The sequence below is a fragment of the Pseudoalteromonas haloplanktis ATCC 14393 genome, from assembly GCF_000238355.1.
Classification (GTDB): Bacteria; Pseudomonadota; Gammaproteobacteria; order Enterobacterales; family Alteromonadaceae; genus Pseudoalteromonas; species Pseudoalteromonas haloplanktis.
The window spans coordinates 1-17,390 of the sequence record NZ_AHCA01000018.1; the positions used below are offsets into that span (position 1 = coordinate 1).

Sequence of the window (17,390 nt, forward strand, 5' to 3'; positions counted from 1 at the left end):
TAAAGAGAGCCGACACGCTCAATGAATTCTGAATTTATTTAATATCTTTCGATATTGAATTGACTGTGCTGAATAATTACCGAAGTAACTATTCTGTTGGTCACTCAGTTCAATTGAGACTCTAAATTTGTTTGCGTCATCTAGCGAACTAGAATCTGCTGTTAGAACTCAATCTGTACGAGTGCCCACACAGATGATTGCTTTATATTGTTAAAGAACGTTGCGATTAAAGCGCTTTGCTTTATCTCGCTAGGGCTGCGCATGTTACGCTTTCCTATTTTTTTGTCAACACTTAATTTTAAACTTTCTAAAAAATCTAAACTCAAGTTTTACTCGACTTACTGATTAGCTGCTGCCTCGCTAAGCGTTGCCTGCTCTGCCGTCTCAGTGGGGTCGCATTATAGGGAGAACAGATTTTAACGCAAGCGTTTTTTAAAGAAAACTTCAAATAAAGTGCTGTTCGTCTGTTTTACGAGCTAAACACACCAAAAACGATACTTTTCTAAGCAACCTAACTACCCACTGGCCATTTTATAGGCTCTGCTGATACACTCTACTTTACTTACTTCAATATTTTTAGGTACTCAAATGACTATCCGTTCTTATAAAGGAGTTACTCCAAATTTTGATCAATCTGTGTATATAGATGAATCTGCTGTTTTGGTTGGTGATATTACTTTAGGCGCAAACAGTAGTGTTTGGCCTCTAGTCGCAGCGCGTGGAGATGTTAACTATATACGTATTGGTGAGCGTACCAATATACAAGATGGCAGCGTATTACATTTAACACGTTCTAGTAAAAGTAATCCTGATGGCTACCCACTAATTATTGGTGATGATGTAACCGTAGGGCATAAGGTAATGCTGCACGGGTGCCGTTTAGGAAACCGTATATTAGTAGGCATGGGTGCCATTGTAATGGATAACGCTATTGTCGAGGATAATGTGATTATTGGCGGTGGCTCATTAGTGCCACCAAATAAACGTTTAGAGTCAGGCTACCTTTATGTTGGTAGCCCTGTAAAGCAAGCTCGTCTGTTAACTGAGCAAGAACTGAGTTTTTTAAAGATCTCTGCGAATAACTATGTAGAGCTAAAAGACGAGTACTTAGAAGAAGGCTAATTGAGTGCTTTAATTTCAATTTGCCCTGCTGAGTTATACTCTTCATCTTCGATTAGTTGCTCAGCAAGCTCTTCATAATCAAAACGCAGTGATTCAAAATACAGTTTTGCGGCTGCATTATCCGAAATGGCTAGGCTGTGCGTATCAATAATACATTCAACCATCAATCCGCTAACCTGCGCGAAAAAAGTTAATAGCTGAGTTTGCTCATTAAACTCAATTCTATCTATAAATTGGATGGCTTGATTCATTTGAGCTCCCCTGCTTTTAACGCTCTTACGACAGGTAATATCTCTGGCATTTTATTGCGCCATACATAGAATGCTTGTGCAGCTTGGCCAACCAACATCCCACTACCATCAAGTACGTTAATATCAGCTTTATGATCCTGAGCCCACTGCATAAACAAGGTGCTTTTTAGTGAATAAAACATATCATAAACGCAGTCACAGCCGCTTAGGTGTTTTTTGTTTAGTGCAGGTAACTCACCCAACATGCTGCTAGATGTAGAGTTTACAATTAGCGAGTAATCACCAACTGGCAAATCATCAAAACCGTAGCCTGTTACTTTTCCATATTGTGCAAATAATTCAGCAAGCGCTTTAGCTTTTGCCGCAGTACGGTTTACGATAACAATTTCACTAGGCTGCTGAGCTAATAGCGGTAGCACGACACCTCGAGCAGCACCACCAGCACCAATTAATAAAATACGTTTACCTTTAAGCTCAACGTTATTTGCCAATAAGTCATTAACAAAGCCAACACCATCGGTGTTATCACCTAGTAAACGACCATCATCTAGTAGCTTTATTGTGTTTACAGCACCAACAATGGTCGCTAACTCTGTTCGCTCGTCAACCAATTCATAAGCTTGCTCTTTAAATGGCATCGTCACATTTGCTCCAAGGCCTCCCTGCACAAAAAAGTCTGAGACTGATTTTTTAAAACCGTCAATCGGTGCTAATATTGCGCGGTAGTCGATTTGTTCACCTAAAGAGGCTGCAAATTGCGTATGTATTGCGGGTGATTTTGAGTGTTCGATTGGGTTTCCAAAAACCGCATATTTGTCCATGTTCAAGCAACCTCTTTGTACAGTAAACACTGTTAATTAACGATGATAAAATTATGATTAGACGACTTTTCTCAAAATCGAAACCAGCTGAACCACAACAAGCGCCAACGCCAGAAAATACCCCCTATCAAATAATGGGTGGTGAACAAGGTGCGCGTGCCCTAGCCAATAGATTCTACGATATTATGGCAAGCGATGAATACGCCAAACCGTTATATGATATGCATCCTCAACCATTAGATCGTATACGCCAAGTATTTTTTGAATTTTTATCCGGTTGGTTAGGTGGCCCAGACTTATTTGTTGAGAAATATGGCCACCCAATGTTGCGTAAACGCCATATGCCATTTCCGATCGATCAAGATTTACGCGATCAATGGATGTACTGTATGAATAAAGCGCTTGATATTGAAATTGATAACCCATTACTGCGCGAAGGGCTACGAAAATCACTTGAACAGCTTGCTAGCCATATGATTAACCAACATTAAACAGCAAAGTTCAGGTTAAGCAAAAAGGCGCATTCTCAGCGCCTTTGCAATTTATAACTGCCACTCTCTGGCGATTAAGTTACTTGGCTCTGCACTTAGCCAATCTTGGGGGCGTAAGTAATATTGGTATAATTGTGCTTCAGCGCTATCAGCAGCAGGAACATAATTATATTCCCAACGAGCAAGTGGTGGCATCGACATTAAAATTGATTCTGTGCGCCCTCCTGTTTGTAAGCCAAACAAGGTACCACGGTCCCACACTAGATTAAACTCAACATAACGGCCACGACGATACAATTGAAAGTCCCGCTGTTGCTGTGTAATTGGGGTGTCTTTACGGCATTCAATAATTGGTAAATATGCATCTAAAAAACCATTACCTACTGCTTGCATAAAGGCAAAACTCTTTTCAAACCCTTGCTCATTTAAATCATCAAAGAACAAGCCACCTACTCCACGGGTTTCATCACGATGTTTAATATAAAAATACTCGTCGCACCATTTTTTATATTTCGGGTATACGTCATCACCAAACGGCGCACAAAGATCATGAGCAACTTGGTGCCAGTGTTTAACATCGTCAAACACGGGATAAAATGGTGTTAAGTCAAAACCGCCACCAAACCACCAAATTGGCTGTTCACCTTCTTTTTCAGCAATAAAGAAGCGTACATTGGCGTGACTTGTTGGAATGTGCGGATTTTTTGGATGAATAACCAAAGATACGCCACAAGCATGAAAACTACGCCCTGCGAGCTCTGGCCTATGCGCTGTCGCTGATGCTGGCATTGATGCACCAAACACGTGAGAATAATTAACACCGCCTTGCTCGATAACATTGCCATCACGAATCACGCGAGTGCGACCACCGCCCCCTTCAGCACGTTGCCAGCTATCTTCGACAAATTGGGCTTGCCCGTCAGCCTGCTCTAAACCTTGGCAAATTGTATCTTGCAAAGCCATTAGGTAGCTTTTTACTTGTTCGAGTAAATTACTGTGCATGTTTATCCTCTAAATACTTTGCCAGTCATAGCATCTTTTATAGTGCTTGGTTGGGTGTTACCGCCAAGCGCTTCGTCAACATAAAACGCCACTTGTTGGTCAAATTCTGTTTTCGCCATTGCAATGCTGGTCACGGTATCTTGGCCTGATAGATTCGCACTGGTAGAAACTAGCGGCTTGCCAAACTGTTGGCATAACTGCTTGACTGTTGGATGGTTTGTAACACGAACAGCAATGGTATCAAACTGGCCGGTTAGCCATTTGGGTGTGTTTTTAGCTGCAGGCATCACCCAAGTTATCGCACCCGGCCACTGCGAAAAAATATCAGCACGCTTATCCATAGGAATTTTTGCATCATCAACGTACTTTAATAATTGCCCGTAGTTATCTGCAATTAAAATGAGGCCTTTTTCTACTGGACGCTGTTTTATTGCCAATAAGCGTTCTACCGCTTGTTGGTTATCTGGATCGCAACCTAAACCATAAACGGCTTCGGTTGGATAAACAATAACGCCACCTTGCTCTAGTGCAGCAACGGCAGTTAAAGGAACTGAAGTTGAATCAGTCACAAAAAATCTCCAATACTAAAAATATAAGCGGGTAATTATTGCTCGACAGTGAATTTATGCGAACAACTTTTCTGTGGGCATTGTAACACAACACTGTTAGTCATTTGCTTTTGCATCATCACTGGCCACTGACATGCAGGGCAAGTGTGGGCAACAGGTTTAAAATTCAATGTATATTTGCAACTTGGATAGCTGTTGCATGAATAAAAGGTTTTACCAAATTTATTGCTACGTGCGACCAACTGGCCTTTTTCACATTTCGGGCAAGTTGGCAAGGCCTCTTGATTAGGCTCGGGTTCATCATGAGCAATATAATGACAATTGGGATAATCCGTGCAGCCGATAAACATGCCATAGCGGCCATTTTTAACAACTAATGGATTGCCGCATACTGGGCATGGGCTGTCCTCAAGCACTTTAATTTGGTGATTATCATGCTGAGCGAGCGAGCGAATAAAATCACACTTAGGGTAACTAGCACAACCAAGAAAAGGGCCCGACTTACTATTGCGAATTACAAGTTCTGACCCACATTTAGGGCACACTTCGTATTCTTTTTCTAAGGCATGTTGGTTTGCAGAGAAAAGAGATTGATCAATTTTACTCATGTGTTTCCTAAGCAGCTGGCTAATTTTCGCCTAATATACCCAAACTAATTAAAGATACAAGTTAATGTAATACTTCTGCTGGCTCATCAAAAATGAGCTCTTCCATTTGTGCATAAGCTTGCTCTGAACCTGGCACATTGAACAACACCATAAGTACAACCCATTTAAGATCATCGAGAGAGATGAAAGGCTTGTCTAACGCAAATAAACGATCCATCACCATTTCACGGGTGGCGCTATTGATCACCCCAACTTGCTCAACAAACATTAGAAAGCCGCGACATTCAGTACTGAGCATCTGGCATTCGCTGTCGGTAAAAATACGTACGGCATGATGTGGGTGAGCATTTAGATAAGGGAATTCATCACTGTGCTGTAAATCAGCAAGCTGTTCTAGCCAATCAAGTGCTTTGTATATTTCGGGCTTATTAAAACCGGCCCGCAGCAACTCATCGGTGAGTTCGTTGTGCTCAACAAAGACTTCTGCTTCACTGTGAATATAGTTTTCAAACAAATACATGAGGATATCGAACATGTTACTTCCTCCAAGCTTGCACTCTAAAACTAAAGCTTATCGAATTCTAATATAGCCATCTAATACACGTTCTACTTTATCTGCTAACTCAAGATCAAGCAAACGAGCTTGTACTTTATCTATTGACCATTGGCTACGTTGGGCTATTAAGTCTACCGCTGTCACTTCATAACCAACACTGCTTAGCACTCGACAGGCAGCTTCATCATCTTTCAACTCCTCTATATTATATAGACTGCTTTCACAAAAAAAGCTTACTTCATCAAGAATATCACTGACATTTTCAACTAACTTTGCTCCTTGCTTAATTAAAAAGTGACTGGCTTCAGAGAGTGGGTTTTTAATTGAACCCGGCACCGCAAACACTTCTTTATTTTGTTCCAGCGCATAACGCACCGTAATCAACGAACCACTTTTAATTTGCGCCTCAACAATTAACACCCCAAGTGATAAACCAGATATTATACGGTTACGCCGAGGGAAGTTATTGGCATTAGCAGCCGTACCGGGTAAAAACTCACTGACTAACAACCCATGCTCACAAACTTGCTCCGTCAGTAGTTTATGCCGTTTCGGATAATGAACATCCACACCAGTACCTAACACAGCTATCGTATTGCCGCTCCCTGCCAGCGCACCTTTATGAGCTGCACCATCAATGCCAAGCGCCATCCCAGAAGTAACCGTGAGTCCAGCTAATGTCAGTTGATGGGCAAATTCAGCTGCAATTTCCAGCCCGGTGGGCGTCGCATTACGACTTCCAACAATCGCGATCTGCGGGCTACTCAATAACGCTAAGTTACCACGACAAAACAATAATAAAGGCGCGCTGGCGATTTCTTTTAATAAAGGAGGATAGAGAGGATCAAAGTAATTAATTGCGGTTATCTGTGCTTGCTTAATTAATGTGTGGTAATGCTCTACTTGGCGCCAATCAGTTGCTAATAAACTGCTGGCAACCTGAGGGCTTAGGCCGCATTCTGTGAGCTGCTTGTGTGTCAGCTTGAATAGACTTTCAAGCGGCTGCGTTTGCGATAATGCGAGTAGGGTTTTGACCCCCAAACCTTTGCATAAATAAAAGGCAAGCCAATCTGTTAACTTGCCTGATGAATCTTTCATGCTCTCTCCTTAGAGCACACAAACCTGCATTAATTTATTACTGCAAAATCACCGACTCGGATTGGGTGCTGGTTTTTTACGATTAAAGCGTAGCTAACATTGTTATAAACTTTAAATACCATTAGCTCACCGACTTTTTCTTTTGGCATATGCCACACTTTAGTGTCTTCATCCGGTTCAGCGCCAAAAAATTCGTTGGTTTTAGTCACTAATTTCTCAAGACTATTCGAATCTTCTTTATAGCGAGGACCATTTCGACCATCAAAAACCGTTGGTGATTGACGCTCAATATCTAAAATGTGACCTTCTTTAATTGCCTGCTCTGACCCTAAGTTTAGCACTACAATGTCCATTGTGCTGAATTCTCGCAAACCACTAACTGATGATATGATTGTTCCGTCTACTGGTTGCTCAGGACGGTGAATATTAAAATAGGCTGGTAATAACTGACCATCCATTGCCGGCATTAAAAAATCAGCCGGTTTTATTTCTTGCTTTACCTGTTCAAGTTTAACTGAAGCAGGTACACCGTTAGCAACATCCCCCTTTCTAAATACCCGACCTACAGCCACCAATTGCGTATTATTGGCGAGTACTTCATTGGTGTTGGGATCAATAAACTCTTGGCCTTTACGGTAAATAGCGTACGATTCGTAAAGCTCTAGATCACCTTTAACGTAAACAATGTGCCCTTCGGTGTTCATTTTAGTATTCACATTCGCGCCAAGAATATACGGTTTTTCTGCAATTTCTTTTGCATCAATTGCTTGCTCGTAGGTTAGGTAAGGTCGTAATAATTCCAGTGGGAGCGTAGGAACCGCATTTTTACCTTTTGGCGTAATACGCCCATGTGGAGAAAGCTTTTTATAGCCCGAATTTACCACCAAACGCGGATTACCATGCTCATCATAGATCAAAGACAAAGCATCGCCTGGATAAATCAGGTGTGGATTATTAATTTGCGGGTTCATTTGCCAAAGCTCAGGCCATTGCCACGGCTGCTCCAAATAAATGCCTGAAATATCCCATAACGTATCGCCTTTTTTTACAACGTATTGTTTAGGCGCATCTTTTTTTATTGTTAATACATCAGCTAATGATGGAAAAGTAGCACTAAATGCCAACATTGCCGCAAATAATGGGTATTTCATTGAGCTTCCTTGTAGTGTTTTTTCATTATTATCGACCAAAACCTGTTAAAGGTGAACGCGAATGGCTAAAATAAGAGCATACAATACCCTAAATTAAGCACAAGTGAAAAAGGTTACTATGGCTAGGTTAGAAGTTTTAAGATTTCCAGATGAGCGTTTACGTACTATAGCAAAAGAAGTCACTGCAGTTGACGATCAAGTTCGCGAAATTGTTAAAGACATGCTGGAGACTATGTATGATGAAAACGGCATTGGGTTAGCTGCCACACAAGTCGATATTCATCAACGTATAGTGGTCATTGATGTCTCTGAAGAGCGTAATGAGCCGTTAGTGCTGATCAATCCAACTATCATTAAACAAGATGGTAAAACTGTGAGTGAAGAAGGTTGTTTATCAGTACCGCACTCTTATGCAAAAGTTGACCGCGCAGAAACCGTTACAGTGACCGCGCTAAACGAGCAAGGCGAAGAATTCAGCTTAGATGCCGATGAGCTGCTAGCGATTTGTATTCAACATGAATTAGATCACTTAAAAGGCAAATTATTTATCGATTATTTATCGCCGCTAAAGCGCCAACGTATTCGTAAAAAGCTTGAAAAAGAAGCTAAATTTGCAGCACAGTAATAAGCACCTTAGGAAAACTCAGTGACACAACCATTACGCATTATTTTTGCCGGTACGCCCGATTTTGCTGCGCGCCATTTACAAGCTCTAATTGATTCTGAACATCAAATAGTGGGCGTTTACAGCCAACCAGATCGCCCCGCTGGCCGCGGTAAAAAACTAAAAGCCAGTGAGGTCAAAGAACTGGCTTTACAGCACGACTTACCTGTTTTTCAACCTGCGTCATTAAAAAGCGACGACGCTCTCAGTGAATTAAGCAGCTTAAATGCCGACATTATGATTGTAGTCGCTTATGGTCTATTACTACCAAAAGCAATTTTAGAAGCGCCGCGTCTTGGTTGCTTAAATGTGCATGGCTCAATTTTACCGCGCTGGCGTGGAGCTGCGCCAATTCAACGCGCAATTTGGGCGGGTGATGAAGAAACAGGCGTTACAATAATGCAAATGGATGAAGGCTTAGATACTGGCGACATGCTACATATCAGCCGCTGCCCTATTGAAGCAACTGAAACAAGTGCAAGTTTGTACAGCAAACTTGCCGAACTAGGCCCAAAGTCACTAATCGACACCATCACTAAATTGGTCAATGGCGAAATTACCCCGCAAGTACAAGATGATGAACAGGCTAATTACGCTAAAAAGCTATCTAAAGAAGAAGCAAATATCGACTGGGCTATGGATGCGCTACAAATAGAGCGTAATATTCGCGCATTCACTCCTTGGCCAGTATGTTTTACCCAAATGGGCGGCAACACGGTTAAAATCTACCAAGCAAATGTGGTTGAACAACAAGGTACTCCCGGCACTGTATTACAAAGTGATAAACACGGTATTGTGGTTGCCTGCGGGACTCACGCGCTAAATATCACCCAACTACAACCACAAGGCAAAAAGCCAATGGCCATTACAGACTTTTTAAACGGTCGAGCAGACTGGGTAACCCCTGGCACACTAATAGGCGAACATAATGAGTAATGTCAGGGCGCTGGCCGCCGAAATCTTATATAACGTGGTTGATAAGGGCGCGTCACTCAATCAAGAATTACCATTTGCAAGCCAAGGTTTACCGCCTAAAGATAAAGCCCTTTTGCAACAAATTTGCTATGGTGTGTTACGTTATTTACCAAGCTTAGATAATTACTGCCAACACTTAGTTGAGCAACCTCTCAAAGGGAAGCGCCGTATTTTTCAGTTTTTGTTGTATGTGGGCATTTACCAACTTCAACATATGCGCGTCCCACCGCACGCAGCTATTAGTGAAACCGTTAATGCCTTAGCACAGCTGCGAGCATTAGGATTAAAAGGATTGATCAACGCAATCTTACGTAGCTTTCAGCGTCAACAAGCAGAGCTAGAAGAACAAGCCAAGCAAATTCCTGTGTGTTTATACAATCACCCTAATTGGTTTATCAAACAAGTCACTGAGGCTTATCCTGATGATTGGCAGGCACTGCTAGAGGCCAATCAGCAACAAGCTCCAATGTGGTTGCGCGTTAACCAAGCGCAATATAGCACTGCTGAATATAGCGAAATGCTCACAGCTAATGATATTGCACACATGCTCAATCCTGACTTTCCTGACGGTATTAAACTTGATAAACCACGTGATGTATTCTCATTGCCTGAATTCGACACCGGTGCTTGCTCAGTACAAGATGCTGCAGCACAACTTGCAGCACGCTTTTTAGATCCAAAAGCAGACGAACATATTCTAGATGCCTGTGCAGCGCCTGGTGGTAAAACGTGTCATATATTAGAGTTAGCTGATGCCGATGTCCTCGCTCTCGATAGCGATGCCACTCGACTTGAACGTGTTAAGCAAAACTTGGTACGTATAGGTTTAGGTGCCGACTTACAATGTGCCGATGCGTCACAACCTCATAAATGGTGGGATGAACGTCATTTTGACCGTATCTTGCTGGATGTGCCCTGCTCTGCAACGGGCGTCATTCGTCGCCATCCAGATATAAAGTGGCTACGTCGCGCGTCTGATATTAATGATCTGGCAACATTACAAGGCGATATTTTAAATAGTATTTGGCCTTTATTAAAACCAGGCGGCACATTAGTGTATGCAACCTGCTCTGTATTACCACAGGAAAACCAGCAGCAAGTCGCTAAGTTTTTAGCAAATAATAGCGATGCCGAACATATTCCGCTGCATGATAACGATACCCCAAACAACCCAGGGCTGCAGTTACTGCCTGGTGAGAGTGACGGATTTTATTATGCCAAGCTTGTAAAAACACACTCATAAGAAGCGTTTAGTAAACCATGAAAATAATCATACTCGGTGCAGGACAAGTAGGCGGTACACTCGCAGAAAACCTGGTAGGTGAACAAAACGAAATCACGGTTGTAGATATTGATGGTAACCGGTTACGTGAGTTACAAGATAAATACGATCTACAGGGTGTTACTGGTCACAGTGCGCACCCTGATGTATTACGCCGCGCTGGTGCGGAAGACGCCGATATGATCATTGCAGTGACCAGTTCAGATGAAGTAAACATGGTCGCTTGCCAAGTCGCGTATAGTATTTTTAATACACCGACTAAAATTGCGCGAATTCGCTCGGAGCAATACTTAAAGTATCGCGAAAAGCTCTTTCAAAACGACGACTTACCAGTTGATCACTATATTGCGCCTGAGCAATTGGTGACCAAGTATATTCGACGTTTAATTGATTATCCGGGAGCATTACAAGTATTAGAGTTCGGCGATGGCATGCTTTCGCTTGTGGCCGTAAAAGCCTACTACGGGGGCTTGTTGGTAGGTTATGCACTGTCAGCATTAAAAGAGCATATACCCAATGTTGAAACCCGTGTTGCTGCGATTTACCGCCAAGGTAAAGCCATCAAGCCATTGGGCACAACGGTCATCGAAGCAGATGATGAAGTGTTCTTCCTTGCGGCGACGAAACATATTCGTGCTGTAATGAACGAACTACAAAAGCTAGAGCGTTCATACAAAAAGATTATGATTGCAGGTGGTGGTAACATCGGTGCGGGGCTTGCACACTCTTTGGAAAAAAATCACAGTGTAAAGTTGCTTGAGCGTAATAAAGAGCGTGCCGAGCAACTTTCAGAAATGCTTGATAATACGGTGGTATTTTGTGGTGATGCCTCTGATCAAGAGTTGTTATCTGAAGAGCATATCGAGCAGGTTGATGTGTTCATCGCGGTAACCAATGATGATGAAGCTAATATCATGTCAGCCATGCTCGCTAAACGTATGGGCGCGCAAAAAACCATGGTGTTAATACAGCGTGGCGCTTACGTTGATTTAGTACAGGGTGGCGAAATTGATATTGCCATTTCACCACAACAAGCCACAATTTCAGCCTTACTTACCCATGTTCGTCGCGGTGATATTGTTAATGTGTATTCATTACGTAAAGGCGCAGCAGAAGCCATTGAAGCGGTGGCTCATGGCGATGAACACACCTCAAAAGTAGTAGGTCGCGCAATTGCTGATATTAAGTTGCCAGCAGGTACTACGATTGGCGCGATTGTTCGTAACGATGATGTGTTAATTGCGCATGATGACACGGTGATCCACTCTGGCGATCACGTTATTATGTTTTTGATCGATAAAAAACATATCAATGTCGTTGAAAAACTATTCCAAGTTAGCGCTATTTTCCTCTAAAACTTACCTTTCGAAACAAAGCGACTGTATCGAAAGGTGAATTTTCACAACAAACCAACGTAAATAGAAATCAATCTCAAAAGCATTTACTTTAGTACCTAAATCCATTACCCTCCTCGCTGTTTGATAATCAAGCACCAACTTCTGTGAAAAGTTAATTTCACCTTCTTTAACATTAAATGGATTTCCTAAGATGATGTACCCAGCTTTAAACACGTCTCTTCGCGTTACATACTGCAGCGTTATTAGTATTCTTTTGTGTGGACTAGCCACTAACGCAAATGCTGAAGCTAAAAAAGATATTGAAAAGCTCACCATTGTTGGCGAGCAAGATAATGGTTATAAAGTTAGTTCAATGAACTCAGCTACCGGTCTCGATCTCAGTCACTTGCAAACACCGCAATCAGCGATTGCAATCACCAGTGAATTTATGGCTGATCAACAACTCACTAGCGCTATAGAAGCTATCACCAGTGTAACAGGCATCAACGCCAGAGAAGCCGACAATGGAAAGTTTTCAATTTCAGCTCGTGGTATTAGTGTCACAAGTATTTTATATGATGGTATCGCAACAACTTACGATACCCGTTTCAATTACGGCGATAACCTAACAGATACAGCGATATATGAACGTATTGAAGTTGTTCGCGGCGCAACAGGGTTAATGCTTGGTGCGGGTAACCCATCTGCTGCAATTAATTTAATACGCAAACGCCCTACAGTCCATAATCAAGTAAAACTCAGTGCATCCGTGGGATCTTGGCAAAACTATCGTGGCGTAGTTGACATCTCTGGTAGCTTAAATGACAGCGAAAGTGTCCGTGGACGAGCTGTTGCAGCCTACCAAGATCAGCAATCGTACCAAGATCGATTCTCGCAAAGTCGTAGTACTTTATATGGCATTGTTGAAGCAGATGTCACCGATAATACCTTGCTGACCTTTGCCCTAGATACGCAAACAACTACTCCAAAAGGCACTATGTCCGGCGGTTTACCTATTTTTTATAGCGATGGCAGCCGTACCAACTATGCCAGAGAAACATCGACCGCCCCAAGCTGGTCATCATCTAAAACAAAAGCATTAAATAGCTTTATCAAAGTTGAGCATTATTTCAATAGTAATTGGCAGTTAAGCGCAAGCTATATCTATGGAAATAACGACTTAGAGTATGATGTGTTTTGGGCAACCGGACACCCAGATCCACAAACTAATATAGGTATGGTTCCAGGCTCGTTAAATTATATTGATGCAAACCGCATTCAACGTACCTATGAAATAGAGTTATCGGGTCGATTTAATTGGTTTGGGCAAAACCATCAAATACTTGTTGGCTATAATGACCAAGAGCAAGATTTCTCAACGCCGTACTTTCCTGCTCAAGAAAATGCCACTATTATCGGCGACTTTAGCGCACCAGATTACGACTACCCAAAGCCAACCTGGCAAGCGGCGCCTGCTTATGGCTCATACGGCACCACACAACAGAGTGCGCTTTATTTTGCCACTCAACTTAACTTAACCAATGATTTATCGGTAATTTTAGGTAGCCGCTTAAACCAATGGCAAACGTCGCAAGATAACTTTGGTAGCGTTCATGATTATAAGTTAGATAATGAACTAACTAATTACCTAGGCACTACCTACGCTATAAATCAAAATTGGGCGCTATATGCAAATTACACAGATATATTTACACCGCAAAGCCGAGTTGACGAAAATGGTAATTACTTAGCGCCAATTCAAGGTAAAAATTACGAAGTGGGAATTAAGGCTTCATTATTAAATGAGCGTTTAGATATCTCATTGTCTGGTTTTGAAATTCATCAAGACAATTGGGGGGAATATACGGGTGAAACCATTCCAGATACTTTACAAGCAATTTATCAACCTATTGATGGCACAGTCACAGATGGCTTTGAGTTCGAGCTCAATGGGGCAATTAGTGATGTATGGAATGCATACTTTGGATATACCCGCAGTGAAGGTGAAAACCCCGATGGTACACCTTTAAATACCACCAACCCAAAAGATCAGTTTAAATTATTCACTAGTTATCAACTAAGTGATAGCTTACAAGGAGTGAAAATTGGCGGAGGTTATCGCTGGCAAAGTCGCAGCTATGATGAGGTAAGCAACCCTGTACTGGGCACAGTTGAAGTTGAACAACAAGCCTATGGAGTGGCCAGTTTAATGGCTAGCTACCAAATCAATCAGCAAATGGCCGTGAGCTTAAATGTTGATAACTTATTTGATAAAACGTACTACAACCAAATCGGTTTTTACAACCAATATCGTTACGGCAGTCCGCGGAAATTCTCTTTGCAGTTTGACTACAGTTTGTAACCAGACGCGTTCAAAATTAAATAAAAAAAGCAGCTTAATGAAGCTGCTTTTTTGTGTAGGAGTATATTTCTATCTGTTTATTGTACTTTGGCAAACTCTTCTTTTGATAATTCACCGTTGCTATCAGTGTCTAAATCAGAAAAGATTTCAACTAGCTGTGCATTAACCGACGCTTCTTTTTGGCTTATCACACCATCACCATCGGTATCAAAAGTATCAAAGCTAACTGCCGCAAACGCAGTAGATGAAGCCGCTAGGGCAATAATTGCAAGTGTTGTATTAATATGTTTCATAGTGTTATTCCTAATAATTTAAAGTGAGAGAAATCCTTTTCAGAGATCCCTGTTTGTGGAAACTGAAATTACGCTTTTGAAAATTCTTCTTTCGATAACTCACCGTCTTGGTCAGTATCTAATTCAGCAAATTGGCTCATCAGCTTGGCATCAACAGCCGCTTCGCTTTGACTAATTGTGCCGCTACCATCAACATCTAAAGTATCAAAGTCAGTGCCAGCAAAAGCTGCGGAAGAAGATGCTAATGCAATAAGTGCTAATGTTTTATTTAATGTATTCATAATCTGTTCCTTCAATGTACTATCAAAAAAATTACTCATGTTTTCGCTACTCACACTGTCCTTGTTATTCTTTTTAATAGGCTCCTTGCCTATTTAGGTGTCTTGGGCACTCAGAACTGAGCAGCATTTTATGCAAGCTAGGTTCAGCACCATTAAGCTTTTGAAAATTCTTCTTTTGATAACTCACCGTTTTGGTCAGTATCAAGTTCAGTAAATTTAGCCGAAAGAGCTGCATCAACAGATGCTTCTTGCTGACTAATTGCGCCATTGCCATCAACGTCTAACGTATCGAAATCTGTACCAGCAAAAGCTGCAGAAGAAGACGCTAATGCGATAAGTGCTAATGTTTTATTTAATGTGTTCATAATAAATATTCCTTCAAAGTTTATGGTTGTGAACGTAAGCGGTAATCAGCTTTTCGTTCAGTACAACTAGACTATTACAACTTCGGTGCCAACAATTTTTAGTTCTTTAATATCATTAGCTTGCAGGTTAAAAGTGAGGATTTTAAAGATCTAACGATTGATTTTTGTGGCTAATTTGCAACAGGGAATTTGAAAGGAAAAATAAGTCATTTAAAATCATAGGTTTAAATTTATTTAAAATGACGCAATTTTAGATTACCTAAGTAGTTATATACGATATTAGAGCGCAAGCAGCCATACAGTAGCTAAACCATAATAATTTTTTAAATTTAATTTAAAAATAGACACTCACAACACTTTGATTTTAAATGATTTAAAAATAAATTTTAAAGAAAAACAAAATAAAAATATCATTTTTTGAGTAAAAGTAGGTTTTGTTGCCATTGTGCGAAAGTTCAATGGCGAAGTAATTCAATTCACTATAATTAAGTCTCACCAAGATAGTCAATTTCAGTCACTATGTTTGTTTTTACTGAATTGGCGATAAAGCACAATTCATGAGCTTGATGATGAAATGACTCTAACTGCGCCAAGCTTAATTTATGCCCTGCTGCTGGTTTAACTGCGGGCTTTAATGTCACTTGGGTCATTGCCATTCGTCCTTGGTTGTCTTTTTCCATCACACCGACGGCATTATCAATATAACTATCAATTTTAATTTGATGCTTGGCCACAATCGATAGAAAAAACAACATGTGACAGCTCGACAAAGATGCAATAAATGCTTCTTCTGGATCGATATTTTCGACCACCGAATAAGGCAGCGGCACGATATGTGGAGAAGACGATGCCGCCACACTTAACCCGCCATCAAATTCCCAGCGGTGAGCACGGCTATACTTATTATCTACAAACTCTTCATCTGCTTGGCGCGACCAAGCAACACTTGCTACATACTCAGACATTGAAATTTCCCACCCTAATTAAATTTACACATCCCACAGCCGAGCTCTTCATTTGGCCGACTCAAGTAACCGTAACGAGCATAAAAAGCCTCTTTACCTTTAACTGAGAGCAGCCCAATTGTCGCACCGTTTTTAGCCGCTTCGGACAAGTACTGCTCTATATTACCCATTATTAACGTACCAATACCTTGCCTTTGAAAATTGGGGTCAACAGCAACATCCTGAATATAAAAAAATAAGCCACTATCCCCGATCACACGACCCATACCAACAAGTAAGCCTTCCAGCCTGATCACGACATGAAATAGCGAGCTGTTTAAGCTCGCCTTTGCCAGCTCTGGGGCGACTTTCCCCCAGCCAACTTTTTCTCTTAATAAACAATACTCTTCCAAAGTTGGGCTACTCAACTCCACTGTATACCTTACACTTTGCATTACCTCTGCCTCTTTGCAGCTCTAAAAACAACTGCCGTTGTTAAACCTAATATTAAATCACTAACGAAAATGCGCTTAACCACAGCAATTGCACACCATAAGCAAGCCGTTGATACAATCCGGCATCACCCTGCTGCTTAAATGCTCTTGCCAACAAAATTACAAAATAACCCGTAAAGGCCACGGCCAGTATTGAAAAAAACCTAAAGCCGATACTGACATAATCACTCATGGCGACAAAAATAGCGGCAAAAAACAAAGATAACAACATAATAAGCCCTGCCCAAGAGTGTATTTGGCAACTCAAGGTTGGCGTTTTTGTTTGAGGATCCGCATCCATCGGGAAGTACCCTGCAAGCCAAGTCGCTACACCATGACTGATGGTTAACCAACCAACTAATGTAATGAGTGTGGGAGTATCTTTCAGCTGCAACACATGCCAGCCAAATAAACAGAATAATAAACCAAGTGGGTAATTATTAATGATAGGAGAAAGTTTTTCGGTAGGACTGCCAGCGGCACCGAGCTCACTGCAAAACTGTTTTTTATGGCTATAACCAGGGTAATATTTACCAGCAATATACACCCCAACAATAATCCAAGTACTAGCAATTAAAGCGGAATATAAGCCAAAAAAACTTAACATAATCAACGTCCATGCTTAAATTAGGAACTTGATAATAAGCTGATTTAGTTAAGCTGTAAACTAGATACCGTGTTATGAGAAAAAGACCAAGTATAAAAAAAGCAGCCCGGGGTATTG

General features: G+C 41.3%; 21 protein-coding genes. 7 read left to right on the forward strand and 14 right to left on the reverse strand.

Annotated elements, in window-relative coordinates:
- The first annotated feature begins 588 nt into the window (after positions 1-588).
- On the forward strand, positions 589-1,122 hold the full coding sequence (locus PHAL_RS0120895; protein ID WP_016710385.1) for a gamma carbonic anhydrase family protein: 534 nt from the start codon (positions 589-591) through the stop codon (positions 1,120-1,122).
- Here the strand turns inward: PHAL_RS0120895 and PHAL_RS0120900 are convergent.
- A complete protein-coding gene (locus PHAL_RS0120900) occupies positions 1,119-1,373 on the reverse strand; it encodes a DUF1488 family protein (protein WP_016710386.1) in 255 nt (84 codons plus the stop codon). The two genes, PHAL_RS0120895 and PHAL_RS0120900, sit on opposite strands and share 4 nt — an antisense overlap.
- Positions 1,370-2,194, reverse strand: coding sequence for a shikimate dehydrogenase (gene aroE / locus PHAL_RS0120905; protein WP_016710387.1), 825 nt, complete (start codon positions 2,192-2,194; stop codon positions 1,370-1,372). Before aroE ends, PHAL_RS0120900 begins: the two co-directional genes overlap by 4 nt.
- A gap of 53 nt (positions 2,195-2,247) precedes the next feature.
- On the opposite strand from aroE, the gene PHAL_RS0120910 reads away from it, so the two are divergent.
- Entirely contained in the window at positions 2,248-2,685 is a 438-nt protein-coding gene (locus PHAL_RS0120910) for a group II truncated hemoglobin (RefSeq protein WP_016710388.1), read from the forward strand.
- Positions 2,686-2,736: 51 nt separating this feature from the next.
- Here the strand turns inward: PHAL_RS0120910 and hemF are convergent, their stop codons facing one another.
- From hemF to PHAL_RS0120940, 6 genes are all read right to left on the reverse strand, one after another.
- Positions 2,737-3,687, reverse strand: coding sequence for an oxygen-dependent coproporphyrinogen oxidase (gene hemF, locus PHAL_RS0120915; RefSeq protein WP_016710389.1), 951 nt, complete (start codon positions 3,685-3,687; stop codon positions 2,737-2,739).
- A gap of 2 nt (positions 3,688-3,689) precedes the next feature.
- Positions 3,690-4,256 (reverse strand): L-threonylcarbamoyladenylate synthase, encoded by a 567-nt coding sequence (locus PHAL_RS0120920; protein WP_016710390.1) that lies wholly within the window; start codon positions 4,254-4,256, stop codon positions 3,690-3,692.
- A 35-nt stretch (positions 4,257-4,291) separates the two neighbouring features.
- Positions 4,292-4,864 carry a DNA topoisomerase family protein gene (locus PHAL_RS0120925; RefSeq protein ID WP_016710391.1) on the reverse strand — a complete coding sequence of 191 codons (573 nt, stop codon included), beginning with the start codon at positions 4,862-4,864 and terminating at the stop codon, positions 4,292-4,294.
- 61 nt (positions 4,865-4,925) lie between these two features.
- Complete coding sequence (locus PHAL_RS0120930; protein ID WP_016710392.1) at positions 4,926-5,399, reverse strand: DUF494 family protein; 474 nt, start codon at positions 5,397-5,399, stop codon at positions 4,926-4,928.
- Positions 5,400-5,435: 36 nt separating this feature from the next.
- Positions 5,436-6,518 carry a DNA-processing protein DprA gene (gene dprA / locus PHAL_RS0120935; RefSeq protein ID WP_016710393.1) on the reverse strand — a complete coding sequence of 361 codons (1,083 nt, stop codon included), beginning with the start codon at positions 6,516-6,518 and terminating at the stop codon, positions 5,436-5,438.
- A gap of 29 nt (positions 6,519-6,547) precedes the next feature.
- Positions 6,548-7,669 carry a LysM peptidoglycan-binding domain-containing protein gene (locus tag PHAL_RS0120940; RefSeq protein WP_016710394.1) on the reverse strand — a complete coding sequence of 374 codons (1,122 nt, stop codon included), beginning with the start codon at positions 7,667-7,669 and terminating at the stop codon, positions 6,548-6,550.
- Between the two features lie 118 nt (positions 7,670-7,787).
- Here PHAL_RS0120940 and def point away from each other — a divergent pair, with 118 nt between their 5' ends.
- The 5 genes from def (at position 7,788) to PHAL_RS0120965 (ending at position 14,289) form a co-directional block, all read left to right on the forward strand.
- Positions 7,788-8,294 (forward strand): peptide deformylase, encoded by a 507-nt coding sequence (gene def / locus PHAL_RS0120945; protein WP_016710395.1) that lies wholly within the window; start codon positions 7,788-7,790, stop codon positions 8,292-8,294.
- 21 nt (positions 8,295-8,315) lie between these two features.
- The gene (gene fmt, locus PHAL_RS0120950) at positions 8,316-9,269 is read left to right on the forward strand and encodes a methionyl-tRNA formyltransferase (RefSeq protein ID WP_016710396.1); all 954 of its coding nucleotides are present in this window, start codon (positions 8,316-8,318) and stop codon (positions 9,267-9,269) included.
- Positions 9,262-10,551, forward strand: coding sequence for a 16S rRNA (cytosine(967)-C(5))-methyltransferase RsmB (gene rsmB / locus PHAL_RS0120955; protein WP_016710397.1), 1,290 nt, complete (start codon positions 9,262-9,264; stop codon positions 10,549-10,551). Before fmt ends, rsmB begins: the two co-directional genes overlap by 8 nt.
- A gap of 17 nt (positions 10,552-10,568) precedes the next feature.
- The gene (trkA, locus tag PHAL_RS0120960) at positions 10,569-11,945 is read left to right on the forward strand and encodes a Trk system potassium transporter TrkA (RefSeq protein ID WP_016710398.1); all 1,377 of its coding nucleotides are present in this window, start codon (positions 10,569-10,571) and stop codon (positions 11,943-11,945) included.
- Positions 11,946-12,138: 193 nt separating this feature from the next.
- Positions 12,139-14,289 (forward strand): TonB-dependent siderophore receptor, encoded by a 2,151-nt coding sequence (locus tag PHAL_RS0120965; protein WP_016710399.1) that lies wholly within the window; start codon positions 12,139-12,141, stop codon positions 14,287-14,289.
- Between the two features lie 77 nt (positions 14,290-14,366).
- Here PHAL_RS0120965 and PHAL_RS0120970 read toward each other — a convergent pair whose 3' ends face one another.
- The 6 genes from PHAL_RS0120970 to PHAL_RS0120995 form a co-directional block, all read right to left on the reverse strand.
- Positions 14,367-14,582 (reverse strand): EF-hand domain-containing protein, encoded by a 216-nt coding sequence (locus PHAL_RS0120970; RefSeq protein ID WP_016710400.1) that lies wholly within the window; start codon positions 14,580-14,582, stop codon positions 14,367-14,369.
- A gap of 68 nt (positions 14,583-14,650) precedes the next feature.
- Complete coding sequence (locus PHAL_RS0120975; RefSeq protein ID WP_016710401.1) at positions 14,651-14,863, reverse strand: calmodulin; 213 nt, start codon at positions 14,861-14,863, stop codon at positions 14,651-14,653.
- Positions 14,864-15,015: 152 nt separating this feature from the next.
- Positions 15,016-15,228 (reverse strand): calmodulin, encoded by a 213-nt coding sequence (locus PHAL_RS0120980; RefSeq protein ID WP_016710402.1) that lies wholly within the window; start codon positions 15,226-15,228, stop codon positions 15,016-15,018.
- A gap of 485 nt (positions 15,229-15,713) precedes the next feature.
- Positions 15,714-16,193 (reverse strand): OsmC family protein, encoded by a 480-nt coding sequence (locus tag PHAL_RS0120985; RefSeq protein ID WP_016710403.1) that lies wholly within the window; start codon positions 16,191-16,193, stop codon positions 15,714-15,716.
- A gap of 14 nt (positions 16,194-16,207) precedes the next feature.
- Entirely contained in the window at positions 16,208-16,627 is a 420-nt protein-coding gene (locus tag PHAL_RS0120990; protein ID WP_029216279.1) for a GNAT family N-acetyltransferase, read from the reverse strand.
- A 52-nt stretch (positions 16,628-16,679) separates the two neighbouring features.
- Positions 16,680-17,273 (reverse strand): DUF998 domain-containing protein, encoded by a 594-nt coding sequence (locus PHAL_RS0120995; RefSeq protein WP_016710405.1) that lies wholly within the window; start codon positions 17,271-17,273, stop codon positions 16,680-16,682.
- Positions 17,274-17,390 lie beyond the last annotated feature (117 nt).